Source organism: Janthinobacterium sp. Ant5-2-1 (assembly GCF_001445815.1).
Classification (GTDB): domain Bacteria; phylum Pseudomonadota; class Gammaproteobacteria; order Burkholderiales; family Burkholderiaceae_D; genus Janthinobacterium; species Janthinobacterium lividum_E.
Genome location: NZ_LNCE01000075.1, coordinates 1 through 16,161 on the forward strand (window position 1 = coordinate 1; position 16,161 = coordinate 16,161).

Annotated in this window: 8 protein-coding genes; all 8 read left to right on the forward strand. The window is 66.6% G+C overall.

What is annotated here, in order from left to right; genetic code table 11:
- A partial coding sequence (gene mmsA, locus ASN89_RS22635) for a CoA-acylating methylmalonate-semialdehyde dehydrogenase (protein ID WP_058050849.1) occupies positions 1 to 995 on the forward strand: 995 nt, incomplete at its 5' end.
- A gap of 74 nt (positions 996 to 1,069) precedes the next feature.
- Positions 1,070 to 1,708: an ANTAR domain-containing response regulator gene (locus tag ASN89_RS22640; RefSeq protein ID WP_046684871.1), complete on the forward strand. Its 639-nt coding sequence runs from the start codon at positions 1,070 to 1,072 to the stop codon at positions 1,706 to 1,708.
- Positions 1,709 to 1,808: 100 nt separating this feature from the next.
- Positions 1,809 to 2,999, forward strand: a complete 1,191-nt coding sequence (locus ASN89_RS22645; RefSeq protein ID WP_058050850.1) for a CmpA/NrtA family ABC transporter substrate-binding protein — start codon at positions 1,809 to 1,811, stop codon at positions 2,997 to 2,999.
- A gap of 14 nt (positions 3,000 to 3,013) precedes the next feature.
- Entirely contained in the window at positions 3,014 to 3,793 is a 780-nt protein-coding gene (gene cobA, locus ASN89_RS22650; RefSeq protein ID WP_058050851.1) for a uroporphyrinogen-III C-methyltransferase, read from the forward strand.
- 143 nt (positions 3,794 to 3,936) lie between these two features.
- Positions 3,937 to 6,981 (forward strand): CHASE domain-containing protein, encoded by a 3,045-nt coding sequence (locus tag ASN89_RS22655; protein ID WP_058050852.1) that lies wholly within the window; start codon positions 3,937 to 3,939, stop codon positions 6,979 to 6,981.
- A gap of 75 nt (positions 6,982 to 7,056) precedes the next feature.
- The gene (gene recC, locus ASN89_RS22660) at positions 7,057 to 10,476 is read left to right on the forward strand and encodes an exodeoxyribonuclease V subunit gamma (protein ID WP_058050853.1); all 3,420 of its coding nucleotides are present in this window, start codon (positions 7,057 to 7,059) and stop codon (positions 10,474 to 10,476) included.
- Positions 10,473 to 14,132 carry an exodeoxyribonuclease V subunit beta gene (recB, locus tag ASN89_RS22665; protein WP_058050854.1) on the forward strand — a complete coding sequence of 1,220 codons (3,660 nt, stop codon included), beginning with the start codon at positions 10,473 to 10,475 and terminating at the stop codon, positions 14,130 to 14,132. The genes recC and recB overlap by 4 nt, the downstream gene beginning before the upstream one ends.
- Entirely contained in the window at positions 14,122 to 16,095 is a 1,974-nt protein-coding gene (gene recD / locus ASN89_RS22670; protein WP_058050855.1) for an exodeoxyribonuclease V subunit alpha, read from the forward strand. The genes recB and recD overlap by 11 nt, the downstream gene beginning before the upstream one ends.
- The last annotated feature ends 66 nt before the right edge of the window (positions 16,096 to 16,161 follow it).

Here is a 16,161-nt window from a genome sequence, read left to right on the forward strand (position 1 = left end):
GCAATACCTTTGTCTTGAAACCGTCCGAGCGCGATCCGTCGGCCAGCCTGCTGCTGGCGCAATTGCTGACGGAGGCGGGCTTGCCCGATGGCGTCTTCAATGTGCTGCAGGGAGATAAAGAGGCCGTCGATGGCTTGCTGCACCACCCGGACGTGCGCGCCGTCAGTTTCGTCGGCTCCACGCCGATTGCCGAATATATCTATGCCACCGGCTGCGCGCAAGGCAAGCGCGTGCAGGCGCTCGGTGGCGCGAAAAACCACATGGTCGTCATGCCGGACGCGGATATTCCCCAGACGGTCGATGCCCTGATGGGCGCGGCGTTCGGTTCGGCCGGCGAGCGCTGCATGGCTATTTCTGTCGTCGTGGCGGTGGGCAATGTGGCGGACCAGCTGGTGGAAGCCTTGGTGCCGCGCATTGCCGCCTTGAAAATCACGCAGGGCATGGATCTGTCGGCCGAGATGGGGCCGGTCGTCACGCAAGTGCACAAGGAGAAGATCGCCGGCTACATCGCCAAGGGCGTGGAAGAGGGCGCCAAGCTGGTGGCCGACGGGCGCGGTTTCGTGCTGCCTGGTCATGAACAAGGCTTCTTCCTTGGCGGCAGCCTGTTCGATCATGTGACGCCGGAGATGACGATCTACAAGGAGGAAATCTTCGGGCCCGTACTGTGCATCGTGCGCGTGCCGGACTTTACGACGGCGCTGGACCTCGTCAACGCCCACGAATATGGCAACGGCACGGCGATCTATACGCGCGACGGCAACACGGCGCGCGAATACACGCACAGGGTGCAGGTCGGCATGGTGGGTGTCAACGTGCCGATCCCCGTGCCGATGGCCTTCCACAGCTTCGGCGGCTGGAAGCGCAGCCTGTTTGGCGACCACCATGCGCACGGTCCGGAATCCGTGCGTTTCTACACGAAACAGAAGGCCGTGACCCAGCGCTGGCCGGCCTCGACGGCGGCAGGCGCCGAGTTTGCCATGCCGACTCTGAAGTAAAGTACCGTGTAAACCCGGCTGGTTCGCTTCTTGCTTACTGCAATGGTTGTGTTTAGCCATTGCAGATCGCTCCCATGACGTCCAGCCGTACCCAGCCTTTGCGCATCGTTGTCGTCAACACCATTGTCGAGCACGGCGTGCACGAGAATGCGGCCTTGGCCGCCCAGGTGCAGCGCGGCAATGCTTTGCGCATCGGCTTGCTGGAATCGGGCTTCGACATCGTTGCCTCGCTGCCAGCCGACCTCTACCTTCCCGAGCGCATCGCGCAACTGCAGCCTGACCTCATCATCATCGATGCCGAATCGGACGCGCGCGACGTGCTCGAGCACATCGTCATCGCCACGCGCGACGAGCGCCGCCCCATCGTATTGTTTACCGAAGACGGCGCCACGGCCAGCATCGACGCGGCCATGGCGGCCGGCGTCTCCGCCTATATCGTGGCCGGCCTGCATGCCGAGCGCATCCAGCCCGTGCTGAACGTGGCCCTCGCGCGCTTTCGCCAAGAAGAAAAGTTGCGCGCCGAATTGCTCGACACGCGGCACAAGCTGCAGGAACGCAAGGTGATCGAGCGGGCCAAGGGCCTGTTGATGACGCATCACGGCTTGACGGAAGAGCAGGCTTACCAGCGCTTGCGCAGCATGGCCATGAACAAGAAACTCAAACTGGCGGACATCGCCCAGCGCATCCTCGACGTGGAAGATTTGCTGGGATGAGCCGGTATGCCAATTTTATGACGTGTTTTTATGACATATTGTGGTGCAGTGCACTGTATTGGTGCAATGTTGCCAGCAAGGTCAGGCAAAGGAATCAAGTATGACAGAGCAAACGGGTAGCCCGGCGGCAAGCAGCGCCCACGCGATGCGGTCCCTGCATCCGGAAAAACAGACGATACGCATCGGCTATCTGCCGCTGACCGATTGCGCCTCGCTGGTGATGGCCTCGAAACTGGGTCTCGATGAAAAATACGGCATCAAGATCGAACTGAGCCGGGAGATGTCGTGGGCAGGCGTGCGCGACAAATTGAATAGCGGCGAACTCGACGCTGCCCACGTGTTGTACGGTCTCGTGTATGGCGTGCAGATGGGCATCGGCGGGCAACAGCACGACATGGCCGTGCTGATGAACCTCAATCACAGCGGCCAGGCCGTGACCTTGTCGGCGGCGCTGGCGCGCGAAGGTGCCCACGATGGCACCACCTTGGCGCGGCACATGCGCGGCGCGGCGCGGCCATTTGCGTTTGCGCATACTTTCCCGACCGGCAACCACGCGATGCTGCTGCAATACTGGCTGGCCGCGCACGGTATCGATCCGCTGCGCGACGCGCGCGTGATGACGGTGCCGCCGTCGCAAATGGTGGCCGCCTTGCGCGCGGGCCAGATGGATGGCTTTTGCGCCGGCGAACCGTGGGGCTACAAGGCTATCGTCGATGGCGTGGGCGTGACGGCCACCACCAGCGGCGCCATCTGGCCCGACCATCCGGGCAAGGTGCTGGGCACCAGCGCCGCGTTTGCGCAGCAGCATCCGAACAGCTGCCGCGCCCTGATTGCCGCCGTGCTCGAGGCGGGGCGCTGGATCGACGCCAGCGACAGCAACCGGCTGGCCATGGCGGCCGCCCTGGCCGAGCCCGCTTATCTGCATACGCCGCAGGAAACCCTGGCGCCGCGCATCCTCGGCCATTACCAGGATGGCCTGGGCAAGACCTGGGACGAGGCGCACGGTTTGAAATTTTACGGCGATGGCGCCGTCAATTTCCCGTATTTGTCGGACGGCATGTGGTTCATGACCCAGCACCGGCGCTGGGGCTTGCTGCGCGACGAACCCGATTATCTGGCGGTGGCGCGCCAGGTCAACCGCATCGACCTGTACCGCCAAGCGGCGGAAATGACGGCTACACCCGTACCAAAATCCCCGATGCGCAGCTCGACCCTGTGCGACGGCGTCGTGTGGGACGGCAGCGCGCCGGAAGCGTACGCGGCATCGTTTGCCATCGGCCACTTTTTCTGATTGGAGAGTTCATCATGGCGCAATGTGGTAGCGTGACCCTGGTCGGCGCCGGTCCCGGCGACCCGGACCTGCTGACCTTGAAAGCCGTGAAGGCCATCGCACGGGCCGACGTGGTGCTGATCGACGATCTCGTCAACCCGGCCATCCTCGCGCATGCGGCTCACGGCGTGCGCTTGGTCGAAGTGGGCAAGCGGGGCGGCTGCGCTTCCACGCCGCAAGCGTTCATCGAGCGCCTGATGCTGGCCGAGGCGCGCGCGGGCCTGCACGTGGTGCGCCTGAAGGGGGGCGACCCGTATCTGTTCGGACGGGGCGGCGAAGAGCGCGCCTACCTGCGCAGCCATGGCGTGGCCGTCGAAGTGATCCCGGGCATCAGCAGCGGCCTGGCCGCGCCATCGTCCATTGGCGTGCCGCTCACGCACCGCGGCTGGAGCCAGGGCGCCATCTTCGTCACGGGCCACGGCAAGGATGCCGCGTCCGAGCCGAACTGGTCGGCCCTGGCGCAAAGCGGCTTGACGCTCGTCATCTACATGGGCGTGGCCAGGGTGGCCGCCATCCAGGCCGGCTTGCTGGCCGGCGGCATGGCGCCCGGCACGCCCGTGGCCGTGGTGCAATCGGCCAGCCTGGCCGACCAGCGCCAGTTGCTGAGCACTTTGCAGCGCTTGGCGGACGATCTGCAGGCCAGCGGCCTGGGCAGTCCCAGTATTATCGTCGTGGGCGACGTGGTGCGCTGCGCCGATGCGTGGGATGACCATGGCGCAAGCACATTGCAGGCTGGAGCGTTGCGGGAGGCTTGAGCGCCAGGTGTTTTCCACAGCAACCACCCTGCGCGCTTTTTTTCTTGCACAAGCGCGTCGGGCATGAGCTTTGATAGTATCCTCGTACTTGCTGGGCGGCCGCAGCGCCGTCCATTCGAGGAAACCGGAATAAGCGATCGACAATGCACACTTTGAGCAAGGGCGGGGCGGGATCAGGTATCAGGATATGGGCGGGTGGCCTGCTGCTGGCCCTGGCGGTGGGCGGCGCCTTGTATGCGGGCGCGGCGCGCACGGTCAATGACGACGCCGAACAGCGTTTCGACAATCTCACGCATAGTGCCCAGCACAGCCTGATCACGCGCGTAAAAAGCTATTCCGACCTGCTGCGGGGACTCGAAGCCCTGTTTCGCACCAGCGAGCACCTGACGCGGCGCCAGTTCCACGATTACGTGACCGGCCTCGATATCGTGCGACAGTTCCCGGCCATCGAATCGGTCAACTATGCGGCGGCCATGCCGTCCACGCAGCGCGCCGCTTTCATCGAGGCCGTGCGCCGTGATACCAGCCTGGCGCCGCGCGGCTATCCCGCCTTTACCATCCGGCCCTCGGGGGAGCGGCCTGAATACACGGTGCTCACTTACCTGGAACCCGATTCCCTGCTGGCCGAACGCATGGGTGTCGATATCGGCGCCAACCCGCTGGTGGCGCAATCGCTGGCGCAGGCGCGCGACAGCGGCCAGGTCAGCGCGTCGGGGCAGGTGATCATGATCAAGGGGCCGCCCGCGCACGTGGGCCTGGGCATGCGCCTGCCCGTGTACCGCAATGGCATGCCGCAAGGCAGCGTGGCCGAGCGTCGCGCCGCCTACCAGGGGTCCGTCGGCATCGGCTTTGGCGTGGCGCAGCTGGTGCACAGCGCGCTCGAACGCAGCGCCCTGGAGCCGCTGCACCTGACCCTGTACAGCGCGGCCGACCAGTTGACGGCCAGCGGGACCCTGTCCATCACGCCGCAGGACCGGCTGCTGTTCAATGATGACGGCGACCTGGCGGCGGCGCCGCCGCAACCGGGCAGCGATGCCGACTATTTCGACCAGGTGCTGCCCGTCGCGTACCAGGGCGGCCTGTGGAAGGCCCATTTCCGCGTGCGCAAGGCGGAGCTGTACAGCCCCTTCGACCGTTATTTCCCATGGCTGGCGCTGGCCGTCGGCGTGGCCGGCACCCTGCTCATTTATGGCTACATCTTTACCTTGTACCGCTCGCGCCGCAACGCGGTGGCGCAGCGCACCTTGCTCGATACGGTGCTCGACAGCGTCGACGCCTACGTCTACATGAAGGATGCCGACCTGCGCTACCGCTACGTGAATGCGCGCACGGCCACCATCCTGGGCCGTCCGGCGGAGCAACTGATCGGCCGCCAGGATGGCGAGTTGATGTTGGGCGATGCGGCCGCCGCCGCGCAGCTGACGGAGCGCCAGGTCTTCGACAGCGGCGCCAAGTTCGTCGGCGAGGAGCGCTTCGTCGATGCACAGGGCCAGGTGCATCACCTGTGGAGCGTGAAGGTGCCGCTGGGCTTGCCCGGTCCCGTCACGGGCCTGATCGGCCTGTCCACCGACGTGACGGAATTGCACCGCCTGAAAGAGCAGGCCGACGCGGCCAGCCAGGCCAAGAGCGACTTCCTGTCGAACATGAGCCATGAAATCCGCACGCCGATGAACAGCATCATCGGCATGGCGCACCTGGCGCTCAAATCCGTGGCCGACGCGCGCCAGCGCGACTACCTGCAAAAAATCTACCATTCGGGCCAGCACTTGCTGGGCCTGATCAACGATATCCTCGATTTTTCCAAGATCGAGGCGGGCAAGCTGGAACTGGAAGTGCTGGACTTCCGCCTCGACACCCTGCTTGCGAACGTTGCCAGCCAACTGGGCGACGCGGCCGCCGTCAAGGGCCTGGCGCTGCAGTTCGATATCGCGCCGGAGCTGCCGCAGCGCTGGCGCGGCGACCCGCTGCGCCTGGAGCAGGTCTTGCTGAACCTGACCAGCAACGCCATCAAGTTTTCCGACAATGGCAGCATCTTCGTGCGCGTGCGCCAGTCCGAGGAGCGCGGCAGCTACGCCATGCTGCGCTTCGAGGTGCAGGACCGGGGCATCGGCATGAATCAGGAAGAGGTGGCGCAGCTGTTCCGCTCCTTCCACCAGGCCGACCCGTCGACCACGCGCAAGTATGGCGGCAGCGGCCTGGGACTGGTGATCAGCAAGCAGCTGGTGGAGCTCATGGGCGGCAAGGTGGGCGTGTACAGCCAGCCGGGCCTGGGCAGCACCTTCTGGTTTACGGCGCGCCTGGAGAAAAGCGCGCAGGCGGCCGACGAGCGCATCGCCGAAGTCGAGCCGGAAGTATTGGGCGTGATACGCGGCGCGTCCATCCTGCTGGTCGAAGATAACGTTTTCAGCCAGCAGGTGGGCTGCGAATTGCTGGAAGACGCCGGCGCCACCGTCTGCGTCGCCGGCAATGGCCGCGAGGCGCTGGAATTGCTGGCCCGCCAGCGCTATGACTGCGTGCTGATGGACGTGCAGATGCCGGAGATGGACGGCTTCGAGACGACGCGCCGCATCCGCGCCGACCCGAAACTCACTGGCTTGCTGGTGATCGCCATGACGGCCAATGCGGGCAGCGAAGACCGCGCGCGTTGCCTGGAGGCTGGCATGGATGAATTCGTGACCAAGCCGATCGCCCCGAATCTGCTGTTTCACCTGCTGGCGAAATGGTTCCGCTTACGTGGGGGTATTGGCGGCGTCGGCAGCATGGGCCAAGCGCGCGCAAGCGACAGGCTGGCGGCGCCGAAAGCGACGCCACCGGGCGCCGCGCCGGAGTTGCGCGACACGGCCATCCTCGACCTGGCCACCCTGGCCCTCACGTTCAGCAATGACGCCGTGAAGATGCGCAAATACACCCAGTTGTTCCTCGACACGGCGCGCGACGGCATCGCCGAAATGGAGCAGGCCATGGCGCTGGAAGACCTGGGGCGCCTGGCCGACCTGGGGCACCGCAGCAAATCGTCGGCGCTGGCCGTGGGCGCCCATGCCTTTGCGGGTCTGTGCACGTCGATCGAAGGCTTGCGCCTGGGCGGCGATCTGCAGCAGGCGCGCGCCTTGCTGGCGGCCCTGAGGCCGGCGCTGGCGCAGGTGGCGGAACAAATTTCCATGGAATTTGCCGCCAGCGACGCCCCCTGACGCACGCAGCGGCGATAATAGGCGTTTGACGTCTCTGGCCACCCGGCCGGAGACGCGGCAACCCATCGGATCAGCATGCATACACCCGTCACGCCCGGCCTCCTTATCCTGCACGGCAACCAGCTGGAACAGCTGCGCGCCGCCGTCTTCCAGTGGCTGCGCCAGCATCCGCTGGCGCCGCTGGAAACGGATATCTTCCTGGTGCAGTCGAACGGCGTGGCCGAATGGCTGAAGATTGCCCTGGCCGAGGAGATGGGCGTATGCGCCGCCACGCGCATCGCGCTGCCAGCGCGCCTGCTGTGGGAAAGCTACCGGGGCATGCTGGGGCGCGACAGAGTCCCGCGCGTGTCGCCGTTCGACAAGTCCCCGCTGACGTGGCGTTTGATGCGTCTTTTACCGTCGCTGCTGACCGACCCCGTGTTCGCGCCGCTGCGCTACTTCCTGGCCGATGGCGATTGCGAACGCCGGCTGCAGCTGGCCGAGCGCCTGGCCGACCTGTTCGACCAGTACCAGGTCTACCGCGCCGACTGGCTGGCCGACTGGGCGGCGGGGCGCGACCAGTTGCGCACGGCGCGTGGTGAATCCATCGTTTTGAAGGAAGACCAGCGCTGGCAGGCGCAGTTGTGGCGCGCCGTGGCGGCCGACGTCGAGGATGTCGAGCGCGACACGGGCCGCGCCGACATCCACGATGCCTTCCTGGCGGCGATTGCCGCCGGCGATGCGCCGGCTGGCAAGCTGCCGCGCAGGGTGGTGCTGTTTGGCGTGTCGGCCTTGCCGTACCAGACCTTGCAGGCGCTGGCCGCGCTGGCGCGCCACACGCAGGTGGTGCTGGCCGTTCCCAATCCGTGCCAGTTCTACTGGGGCGACATTATCGACGGGCGCGACTTGCTGCGCGCGGAAAACAAGCGCCAGCGCCAGCGCAACGGCACCGACCTGGCGCAAATTCCGTTGGAAGAACTGCATGCGCACAGCCACCCGCTGCTGGCCAGCTGGGGCAGGCAAGGGCGCGACTTCATCCGCATGCTCGACGAATTCGACGAACACGCGCAAGCGGAAGGGCGCGACGACAGCCTGCGCATCGACCTGTTTGGCGAGGAGGTGGGCGAGACCCTGCTGCAGCAGGTGCAGGTGGCCATCCGCGAACTGCGTCCGCTGGCCGAGCATGAACAGGTGCCGCCCGACGCGGCCGACCGCTCGATCGAATTTCACGTGGCGCACAGCGTGCAGCGCGAAGTGGAAGTGCTGCACGACCAGCTGCTGGCCATGTTCGCGCACAGCGCCGAGACGCTCTTGCGTCCGCGCGACGTGGTGGTGATGGTGCCCGACATCGATACCTTCACGGCCGCCATCCACGCCGTCTTCGGCCAGTACCGGCGCAACGACGAGCGTTTCATCCCGTTCGAGATCGGCGACGTGAAGGACCGCAGCGTGAACCCGCTGCTCGTCGCGCTCGAGTGGCTGCTGCAACTGCCGCAGCAGCGCTGCCGCCAGAGCGAAGTGCGCGACCTGCTCGACGTGCCGGCGCTGGCCGCCCGCTTCGGCCTGCAGCCGGACGACCTGGTCACCTTGGGCGCCTGGATCGAAGGGGCGGGCGTGCGCTGGGGCCTGGACCAGCATCACCGCAGCGGCCTGGGGCTGGGCGCGGCCGGCGAACAGAATGCGTGGATCTTTGGCGTGCGGCGCATGCTGCTCGGCTATGCCAGCGGCAGTGGCGCCAGCTTTGGCGGCATCGAGCCGTATGCGGAAGTGGGCGGCCTCGATGCGGCGCTGGCGGGCTCGCTGGCGCAGCTGGTCGAGGCGCTGCTGCACTGGCGCACCGTGCTGGCCGGCACGCGTACGCCTGCCGAGTGGGGCGTGCAGGCGCGCGCGCTGCTGGCCGCCTTCTTTGATGCCGACGACGAGGGCGATCGCCTGACCCTGGCGCAGCTGGAAGGCGCCTTGCAGGGCTGGCTGGAAACCTGCGAGCATGCTGGCTTTGTCGAGTCGGTGCCGTTGTCCGTGCTGCGCGTGGCGTGGCTGGGCGCGCTGGACGAACCGACTCTGAACCATCAATTCGTCTCCGGCGGCGTCACGTTCTGCACCCTGATGCCGATGCGCGCCGTGCCGTTCCGCGTCGTATGCCTGCTGGGCATGAACGATGGCGATTTCCCGCGCCGCGCGCAGAAGGCAGATTTCGACTTGCTGGCGCTGCCCGGCATGGCGCGCCCGGGCGACCGCTCGCGCCGCGACGATGACCGCTACCTGATGCTCGAAGCCTTGCTGGCCGCGCGCGACAAATTGTACGTAAGCTGGGTAGGGCGCAATGTGCGCGACAATTCCGAGCAGCCGCCGTCCGTGCTCGTGTCGCAGCTGCGCGACTACCTGGCGGCCGGCTGGTCGCTGGACCGCCACCTGGTCTCCCTGACGACCGAGCACGCGCTGCAGCCATTCAGCCGCCGCTATTTCGAGGCCGATGGCTTGCTGACCTATGCGCGCGAATGGCGCGTCGCGCATGCGGATGCGGATGCACAGGCCGAGGAACTGGCGCTGGGGCCCTACGAACTCGATCCCGGTACGCGCTTGAAACTGGGCGAGCTGGCCAGCTTCTTGCGCCAGCCCGTCAAATACTTTTTCCGCCGCCGCCTGAGCGTGCATTTCGCCGACGCGGCCATGCTGGGCGAGGATGAAGAGCCGTTCGGCCTGAATGCGCTCGAGCGCTATCTGCTGGAAGACACCATGCTGGACGATGGCGGCGCGGTGGAAGCCTTGGACGACGTGCGCGCCAGCCTGGAAGCACGTGCGGAAAAGCTGGCGCGCGAAGGCGTGCTGCCCATCGGCCTGATCGGCCGGCAAGTGCAGGCGCAGCTGGTCGAGGCGCTCGTGCCCGTGCGCAGCGCGTGGTTGTCGCTGCGCGCCTCGTTCCCGTACGCGGCCGACAAGCGCGCCATCAACTTGCCGTTTGGCGAAGTGCAGATCGACGACTGGCTCGACAAATTGTGCAGCAACGGGCAGGACACGGCCTGGCTGATGCAGATATCCTCGAAGGTGACGGACAAGGGTGGCCTGGCGCGCGGCGACAAGCTGATGCTGATGTGGCTGCGCCAGCTGGCCGCCGCCGCCCTCGGTTTCCCCGTCACCGGCTACCTGGTGGCGCGCGACGCCATCGTCAGCATGGCGCCGCTCGATCCGGCCACGTCGCGCGACGCGCTTGCCACCTTGCTGGCGCTGTGGCGCGAAGGCATGAACCATCCGCTGCCCACGGCCTGCAAGACGGGCCTGGCGCTGGTGCAGCAGGGCGACCCGCGCACCGTGTATGACGGTGGCTTCGACATGACTGGCGAGCGCGCGGAACTGTGTTTGGCCCGCCTGTGGCCCGAGTTTTCTGCTTTGGCTGCGGAGGAAGCGTGGGAAGACTGCACGCGCGAGCTGTATGGTCCGCTGGCCGACTGGCTGCAGGAACACATCACGATCGACCCGATCAGCGCGCCCGATGATGGCGCGGGAGAAGAACAATGACGAGCCATTTGCTCAACCCGCTGGCGTTCCCGCTGCATGGCTCGCGCCTGATCGAAGCGTCGGCCGGTACGGGTAAAACCTGGACCATCGCCGCGCTGTACGTGCGGCTCGTGCTGGGGCATGGCGACGACGACAGCCGCTTTACGCGTCCGCTGCTGCCGGCCGACATCCTCGTGATGACATTTACCCGCGCCGCCACGCGCGAATTGTCGAACCGCGTGCGCGAGCGCCTGATCGAGGCGGCCGCCTATTTCCGCCATGAGTCCGGGGGCAGCGATCCATTCCTCGACGCCTTGCTCGAATCCTATCCCGACGAGAGCGAACGGCAAAAGGCCGCGCACCGGCTGATGCTGGCCGCCGAGACGATGGATGAAGCGGCCATTTTCACCATCGACGCCTGGTGCCAGCGCATGCTGCGCGAGCATGCGTTCGACAGCGGCAGCCTGTTCGACGAGGAACTGGTCAGCGACGAGCAAGCCTTGTTCGAGGATGCGGCCCACGATTACTGGCGCCAGCAAGTCTATCCCTTGCCGCCGCAGGCGCTTGACGTGCTGCTGGCCTGCTGGCCCGACGTCGGCGCGTTGAAGAAAGGCGCGCGCGAGCTGGCGCGCCGCGCGGACATCATGCGCATGGCGGACGAGGAACCGTTATCCACGCTGATCGCGCGCGAACAGCGGGCGCTGGCCGCGCAGCTGGCCACCCTGAAGGCGGGCTGGGTCGAGCGCGTCGACCAGATGGCAGTGTGGATCAACGACCACCGCGCCGCCAATCCCAAGTGTTTTAACGGCGTCAAGATGAAGCCGGAAAACCTGGCGAAGTGGTTCGACGGCTTGCGCCGCTGGGCGCAGGATCCGCTGTTGCTGCTGCCGGCCGTCACGGCCAAGGCGTGGGAGCGCTTGACGCCGTTCGGCATCGAGGATGCGTTTGCCAAGAGTTTCACGGCCCAGGTGCCCGAGTGCTTCGAGCATACGGAGGCGCTGGGGATCGCCCTGGCGGGTATCACGCCGCTGGCGCACAAGCTGCATCTGCATGCGGCGGCGGCCATCGCGCGGCGCATGGACCAGTTGAAGCGCCAGTCGCGCCAGTTCGGCTTTGCCGACATGCTGCAGCGCCTGCACGACGCGCTGGCCGGCGAGAATGGCGCGGCCCTGCGCCAGCGCATCATCGACCAGTATCCGCTGGCCATGGTCGATGAATTCCAGGATACGGCGCCGGCCCAGTACCAGATTTTCAACCTGCTGTACCGCATCGCCGACAACGACCCGGCGCTGGGCCTGTTCCTGATCGGCGACCCGAAACAGTCGATCTACGGCTTTCGCGGCGCCGACATCCAGAGCTACCTGGCGGCGCGGCGCGCCACCACCGGGCGCCACTATCAGCTGGGCACCAACTACCGCTCGACGGCGCCCCTGGTGGCGGCCGTCAACCAGCTGTTCCTGCACGCGGAGCGCGACGAGGTGCCGCTTGGGGCCTTCCGCTACCGGCAAAACGGCGAGAATCCGCTGCCGTTCGAGGCCGTCGACGCCAAGGGCCGCGCCGAGCACCTGGTGAACGCCGGCGGCCCATTGCCGGCCCTGCTGGCCGCCTGCGCCAGCGATGAAGGGCTGCGCGGGGACAGCTACCGCGAGTATTTCGCGCAGCATTGCGCCGAACATATCGTCGCCATGCTGGGCGATGCGCAAGCCGGTTTTACCGGTCCCGACGGGTTTGCGCGCTTGCAGCCGGCCGATATCGCCATCCTCGTGCGCGACCGCAAGGAAGCGGCGGCCATCCGCCGCGCGCTGGCGCGCCGCCGGGTCGCCAGCGTCTACCTGTCCGACAAGGATTCCGTCATCGACAGCGAGGAAGCGCAAGACGTGCTGCGCTGGCTGGCGGCGCTGGCCAATCCCCTCGACGGGGGGCTGGCGCGCGCCGCTTTTGCCACGCGCACCATCGGCCTGTCGCTGGGCGAACTGGCGCGCCTGTCGAGTGATGAACTGGAATGGGAGCGCCGGGTCGAGCAACTGAAGGCCCTGCACCTGATCTGGCAGCGCCAGGGCGTGCTGGCCATGCTGCGCCGTTTCATCCACGAATTGCAATTGCCCGCCATGCTGCTGCAGCAGACGGGAGGCGAGCGGCGTTTGACGAATCTGCTGCACCTGGCCGAGCTGCTGCAATCGGCCAGCCGCCAGCTCGATGGCGAGCAGGCGCTGATACGCTGGCTGGCCGAGCAGATCGCAGGCGAAGGCGAAAACGGCGACGAGCGCGTGCTGCGCCTGGAAAGCGATGCGGAGCTGGTGAAGGTCATCACCGTGCACAAGTCCAAGGGACTCGAATATCCGCTCGTGTATCTGCCGTTCGCCGTCACGGCGCGCAAGGTGGATAAACGCAACCGCAGCTTCTTCGAGTATGCGGGCGACGATGGCGAACGCCGTCTCGACCTGTCCTTGTCCGACGAGGCGATGGCGGCGGTGGAAGAGGCGCGCATCGAGGAAGACTTGCGCCTGCTGTACGTGGCGCTGACGCGGGCGCGCCACTTTCTGTGGCTCGGCGTGGCCGCCCAGGCCGCGCGCAAGGCGGGCGAGAACACCTTGCACGAATCGGCGCTTGGCTACCTGCTGACGGGCGGCGACAAGCTGCCGTTCGACCAGCTGCTGCTGCGCTGGCAGCAGGTGGCGGGCAGCTGCGACGCCATCTATGTCAGCACCTTGGGGCAGCCCGACGCCTGCACGGTGCTGGACCGGGTGGAGCGGCGGCCCGAGTTGCGTCCCGCGCCCGTATTCGCGGGCGAGTTCGAACGCGACTGGTCGGTGGGCAGCTTTACTTCGCTGACGCGCCAGATCGGCGCCGTGGCGGCCGCGCATGTGCCGCAGCGGGCGCTGGAAGAAACCTTGCTGGAAGATGGCACGGCTTTCGCCGTGGCCACGCCGACGCACATGGGCGACGCGCCGTGGCACCGTTTCCCGCGCGGTTCCGTGCCCGGCAATTTCCTGCACGAGCAGCTCGAGTGGATGGGTGGCGAAGGGTTTGACTGCGTCCACGACGATAATTTCAATACGCGCCTGGCCGCGCGCTGCGAGCGGGCCGGCTGGGGCCACCGCCAGGACGACGCCATCGCCTGGCTGCGGGAAATCGCCATTACGCCGCTGCCGCTGCTCGATGCCTCGCTGTCGCAGCTGGACAGCACCCTGTCCGAGATGGAGTTCTGGTTCCCCAGCGAGCATTTGTCCACGGCGGCGCTCGACCAGGTGTGCACGCGCTTGCTGCTCGACGGCGCACCCCGTCCCGTGCTGCCGCGGCGCCAGCTGCACGGCATGCTGAAAGGCTTTGCCGACCTGGTCATCGAACGGGATGGCCGCTACTGGGTGCTCGACTACAAGTCGAATGCGCTGGGCGCCAACGACGCGGCCTACCACACGCAGGCGCTGGCGGCCGGCATGGCGCAGCACCGTTACGATATCCAGGGCGCCATCTACATGCTGGCCCTGCATCGGCTGCTGAAAAGCCGGCTCGGTGATGCGTATGATCCGGCCGAACATCTGGGCGGCGCCATTTTCCTGTTCCTGCGCGGCATCGCGAATGCGGACACGCATGGCTGCTACTGGCTGGCGCCGCAGCTGGAACTGCTGGACGGCCTCGATCAACTGTTAGAAGAAACGGAACACCATGCAGCATAACGTGCAGTTGGATACCCTGCAGATGGATGCCTTGTTCAGCCATGTCGACGGCGTCGCCGAGGCAGGGCACCTGCGCCGCCTGAGCGCCGCCTTTGCCCGCTTTATCGCCAGCCTGGACGAACAGACGCCGCATGCGTCCGCCGTGGCCGTGGCGTGCGTGGTGCTGTCCGAGCTGGAAGGGCGGGGGCACAGCTGTCTGATGCTGTTTGAGCTGGCCAGCGAACCGTCGCAGCTGTTGGGCTGGAGCGAAGAGCTGTGGCATGGCGTGCTGGCCGTTTCCGGTCCGTTGCCTGACAGCGTCGAGGGGTGGCGCGCGCTGCTGGCCGGCGCGCCGCAGGTGTGGCAGGTTGGTGCCCCCGACGTGAAACAGCCGCTGGTGCTCGATGGCGACCGCCTGTACCTGCGCCGCTACTGGCGCGACGAGACCCTGGTGGGCGAAAAAATCGCCGCGCGCGCGCAGGATTTGACGAATCCGCCGCTGGCGCAGGTGCGGCTATGGCTCGACATCCTGTTCGACCAGCCGGCCACGGACGGTGGCCCGGACTGGCAAAAAGTGGCATGCGCCATCGCCTTGCGCGGCAAGGTGGCCATCATCACTGGCGGCCCGGGGACTGGCAAGACCTACACGGTGGCCAGTTTGCTGACCTTGCTGTTTGCCGTGTCGCCGCAGCCGGAGCAGCTGCGCATCGCGCTGGCCGCGCCCACGGGCAAGGCGGCCGCGCGTTTAAAACAGTCGATTGACAAGGCCTTGGAAGGTTTGGCGGCCAAGGCGGGCGATGCGTTGCCCCTGCTGGAACTGGCGCGGCGCATGGGCGCGGCGCGCACCCTGCATAGTTTGCTGGGCGCGCGACCCGATACGCGCGCCTTTGCCCACCACGCGGGCAATCCGCTCGACGTCGACGTGCTGATCGTCGATGAAGCGTCGATGGTGCACCTGGAAATGATGGCGTCCGTGCTCGACGCCTTGCCGCCCACGGCGATCTTGATCCTGCTCGGCGACAAGGATCAATTGGCGTCCGTGGAAGCGGGCGCCGTGCTGGGCGATTTGTGCCACGACGCGCAGGCGGGCGGCTACACGGACGCCACCATCGCGTATGCGCAGGCGGCCAGCGGCGTGGCCATTCCGCCCGCCTTTGCGGGGGCGGCAGGCGCGTTGGCGCAGCAGACGGTAATGCTGCGCCACAGCCACCGCTTCAGCGGCCCGATCGGCGAACTGGCCTTGGCCGTGAATGCCGGCAGGCCCGATCTGGCCAAAGCCTGCTTCGCAGGCGACAGCGGCGGCCAGCTGGCGTGGAGCGTGAGCGCGCAGCCGGACGAGGTGCTGCGCCTGGCCTTGCGCGGGCGCGCCGACGCGCCGGGCGGGTATCAGCCGTATCTGCAACTGGTGAATGCCGGCGAGGCCGCGTACGCGCAGCATGACGACTGGGTACGCGCCGTGCTGCACAGTTTTGAATCGTTCCGCATCCTGTGCGCCGTGCGCGAAGGCGAGTGGGGCGTGGCTGGCCTGAACACGGCCATCGAACTGCGGCTGGAAAAGGAAGGCTTGATACGCCGCAGCGAATGGTATGTGGGCCGTCCTGTGATGGTCACGCGCAACGATTACGGCACGGGCGTGTTCAATGGCGACATCGGACTGACCTTGCGCGACCCTGCGCGGCCGGGATCCCTGCGCGTGTACTTCCTGGAAGGGGAGAACGTGCGCAGCGTGCTGGCCACGCGCTTGCGCCACGTGGAGACGGCGTTCGCCATGACCGTGCATAAATCGCAGGGTTCGGAATTCCGGCACACGGTGCTGGTGCTGCCGCAGGAGGGCGGTGCCATGCTGGCGCGCGAACTGGTCTACACGGGCATCACGCGCGCGCGCGACTTCTTTACCCTCGTCTCGCCCACGCAGGCCGTGCTGTTCGACGCAATTCTGCGCCGCACGCAGCGGGCCAGCGGCTTGAGAGGGCTGATCGGCTGATGGGGCTCGATAGGTTTCCATGCGGAAATATATGTGTTGTATTCCGAATATTGATGAAATTTGTTC

What these genes read in the sequence shown, in the direction of transcription:
- ASN89_RS22655 (WP_058050852.1), top strand. Translation starts at nt 3,937, where the DNA reads ATGCACACTTTGAGCAAGGGCGGGGCGGGATCAGGTATCAGGATATGG.
- recC (WP_058050853.1), top strand. Translation starts at nt 7,057, where the DNA reads ATGCATACACCCGTCACGCCCGGCCTCCTTATCCTGCACGGCAACCAG.
- recB (WP_058050854.1), top strand. Translation starts at nt 10,473, where the DNA reads ATGACGAGCCATTTGCTCAACCCGCTGGCGTTCCCGCTGCATGGCTCG.
- recD (WP_058050855.1), top strand. Translation starts at nt 14,122, where the DNA reads ATGCAGCATAACGTGCAGTTGGATACCCTGCAGATGGATGCCTTGTTC.
- ASN89_RS22645 (WP_058050850.1), top strand. Translation starts at nt 1,809, where the DNA reads ATGACAGAGCAAACGGGTAGCCCGGCGGCAAGCAGCGCCCACGCGATG.
- ASN89_RS22640 (WP_046684871.1), top strand. Translation starts at nt 1,070, where the DNA reads ATGACGTCCAGCCGTACCCAGCCTTTGCGCATCGTTGTCGTCAACACC.
- cobA (WP_058050851.1), top strand. Translation starts at nt 3,014, where the DNA reads ATGGCGCAATGTGGTAGCGTGACCCTGGTCGGCGCCGGTCCCGGCGAC.